The organism is Pseudoalteromonas sp. Isolate6 (assembly GCF_022398435.1).
Classification (GTDB): domain Bacteria; phylum Pseudomonadota; class Gammaproteobacteria; order Enterobacterales; family Alteromonadaceae; genus Pseudoalteromonas; species Pseudoalteromonas galatheae.
In genome coordinates, this window is sequence record NZ_JAKEVK010000330.1 from 1 (window position 1) to 2808 (window position 2808).

The 2808-nt window shown below is 43.4% G+C and carries 2 protein-coding genes and 1 pseudogene; all 3 read left to right on the forward strand.

What is annotated here, in order from left to right:
* On the forward strand, nucleotides 1-1396 hold a 1396-nt coding region (locus L1D50_RS22475), incomplete at its 5' end, for a polymorphic toxin type 15 domain-containing protein (protein ID WP_239966886.1).
* Nucleotides 1397-1409: 13 nt separating this feature from the next.
* Nucleotides 1410-2087, forward strand: coding sequence for a GAD-like domain-containing protein (locus L1D50_RS22480; protein WP_128725185.1), 678 nt, complete (start codon nucleotides 1410-1412; stop codon nucleotides 2085-2087).
* Nucleotides 2088-2171: 84 nt separating this feature from the next.
* A pseudogene (locus L1D50_RS22485) lies at nucleotides 2172-2808 on the forward strand (hypothetical protein); the annotation flags it as partial.

A 2808-nucleotide genomic window follows, 5' to 3' on the forward strand; every position in this document is an offset into this window, starting at 1 on the left:
AGAAGATAATCGCCCTAAAAACCCTCTGTATGGACAAATCACCCCAGCGCGAGCGGCTGAAATGGTACGCAGCGGCAATACCGCACCACTGATAGAAGCCAATGGCATTGCAACCCAAGCTGGTGATTGGTTATGGGGCACACTGCAAGGCGACTTTAATCAAAACCCCTCTACGTCACAAATCGTGGTAGGTACCTTGATTTCCATGATACCAATTATCGACCAAGTCATGGATTTACGAGATATCATTGCCAATGTCATGTTACTGACTGACGATGATGAAGCCAACGACACTGACGCTTGGCTTGCCTTTACCTTGACCGGCATTGGTTTAGTGCCAGTAGTAGGCTCAGCAGTCAAAGGCGTGGGCAAGGTTATCTTAAAAAATACCGGAGAGTCTCTCTCTGCTGCGCTTGCCGTTTTACGCAAGCTCGGTAAAGGCGACCCAGTTAAATACCTAAGAAACATCAACTGGCAAGACCTAGGAAAACAATCCGCCACGGAAGTTAAAAACATCGTCAAAGGCCTGCGCGATTCACTTGATGACATGTCTACCAGTTGGCACTACGACCTACTGCTTCCAGACGCCGCCATCGAAGGCATGCAAGCCACGGTAAAACGCCTAGACGAGGTCACCCCCAAAATCGACCAGCATATGCAACAAGCCGCCCAAGAAATCGGGCAGCGAGTTAATAAAGCACTGGATGAATATCAAGGCCAACCACCAATTCGAGGCGTCACCGACAAACCAACCAAAGCCAAAGCCGATGAGTTGGAGCCGCCAAAAGGGAATGAGTTACCGGGGGCTAAACTCAAAGCTATAAAAATGAAGAAGTATAGACCTCCTTGCTTCATGCCTGGCGAAGACTTAGCGAAGAACTTTAAGGGTGGTAAGCAAGCTCTAGAAAAAGAGTTTTATAAACAACTAAAAGCTCAGCAGCACGGCATCAATAAAATGACGGTTGAACAATATTTAGAAAACCGTAAAACCTTGACTGACCTTGTTAAAGAGCATGGACATAAAAAAGCAAGAAAAATTCTAACGAATGGCGGAATGGCACAAGTATCAGCAAGAAAGAAGTTAGAGGACGAAATGTATGAATCAATATTAAAAAGTTTGAGAAAGCAGGGTATTAAAGGTCGAAATGCTGATAAAGTCGCAACAGAGAAGATAAAAGAACAAATGTCTCAGTTAGCTGCTTTACATGATCCTGACCTGATAGCGGGCGGTAGTGATAAGATCAACAAACTCGGAAATAAAAATGTAAACTCCTCTCTCGGTTCTCAGTGGTCTAAAGGGGGGAGAGTTTCCGGTATGGATGAGGCAGCAAGGGTTGCGTTGAGAACAATGGGCCCTACCACCCAAATGAATATAGAATTAGAACGGTGTAAGTAAGGAGGTTAGAATAATGACCAAACAATTTGAAATAGATGAAGATTTCGAGTGGTTTCTTGAAAAGTTTGAAGAGCCTAGTGAAAAAAATCAAGCCCCAGCAGAAATAATAAAAAAGTTTGAAGGTAAACTACCTACTAGATTATTAGAATATTGGAGTGAATACGGATTTTCTGGTTTCGGGGAAGGACTTTTTTGGTTAACTAATCCCGATGATTATGATGATACCTTAGATGCATGGCTTGGAGATACAGTTATCGTCGAGCAAGACACATATTATGTAATTGCTCGCAGTGCATTTGGTGAGCTATTCTTATGGGGAGAGAAATTTGGACATAAATATCTAATCGACCCATCTCACGGTTGGATTATAGAGAAAGAAGGTAATGCCGAAGACATAGCAGTTGGAGAAGAAAACGATGCCATACAGTTTTTCTTTGGTGCAAAAAGGCCAACATCGCTGGATATAGATGATACGAGTGAAGGCTTACTTTTTGAGAAATGTAAACTTCGATTATCTCAATTAAAATATAACGAAATGTATGCTTTTGAACCCGCTTTTTTTCTTGGTGGGCAGCCTACCATTGACAATGTCAGTAAAGTAAATATTTTCGCCCATCTAAGTGTATTAGCATCATTTGGTCAGAAAGAAATACTAGACCAACAAGGGCTTATAGCTAAGGCTTATTCATAATAAATGCTCCTGTTATTAAAGTAGCAAATAAAAACCACTTAACTCCTTACCACTAAAAACACTTACTTATTAATTGAAAATGCGATGATGATTAACTTTGAACTCATCGCTAATCAAATTGACGTCAGCGCCAAACAAAATATCACCCTTAAGGCGGGTCGCAGCCATCGCAGTGTTATCCAAAATGATATCAACCTCAAGGCAGACAACAACCTTACCATTACCGCTCCCGCGGGAAGTCAAATCATTCAAAGCCAAGGCAATATCACGATTAAAGGCAGTGGCTCTGGCAACCTCACCCTTGCCAATGGCGGCAGTGAAATCAGCATTGACTCAAGTGGTAACGTCAACATCTTTGCAGACAAGTTACTGACCTTAAAAGGCAAAGCCATGACCGTGTTTGACGGCAGCATGGAGCAAGATATTGGCGGTAAACAAAGCGCCACGATGCCGAGTGTGCCGCAAATTCAAGCCCTCTCTGAGAATGCTCGACTCTCACTGGCCGCCGATGGCATTGCCACCATGGCGAGCAGTACCATTGAGTTGTCTTATACCTATCAAGATGGCAGCCCAATTATGGGCGCACCTTATACCATTCGATTTGCAAACGGCACAGAGCTGACTGGTAACTTAGACGACAGCGGTAAAGCAAAAATTGAGAATGCCCCACCCGGTCAATACACCGTGCAATATGGTGAGGACAAACGCGATTACCTACCAG

Excerpts from the sequence above, each read along its gene's own strand:
- L1D50_RS22480 (WP_128725185.1), top strand. The coding sequence starts at position 1,410 with ATGACCAAACAATTTGAAATAGATGAAGATTTCGAGTGGTTTCTTGAA.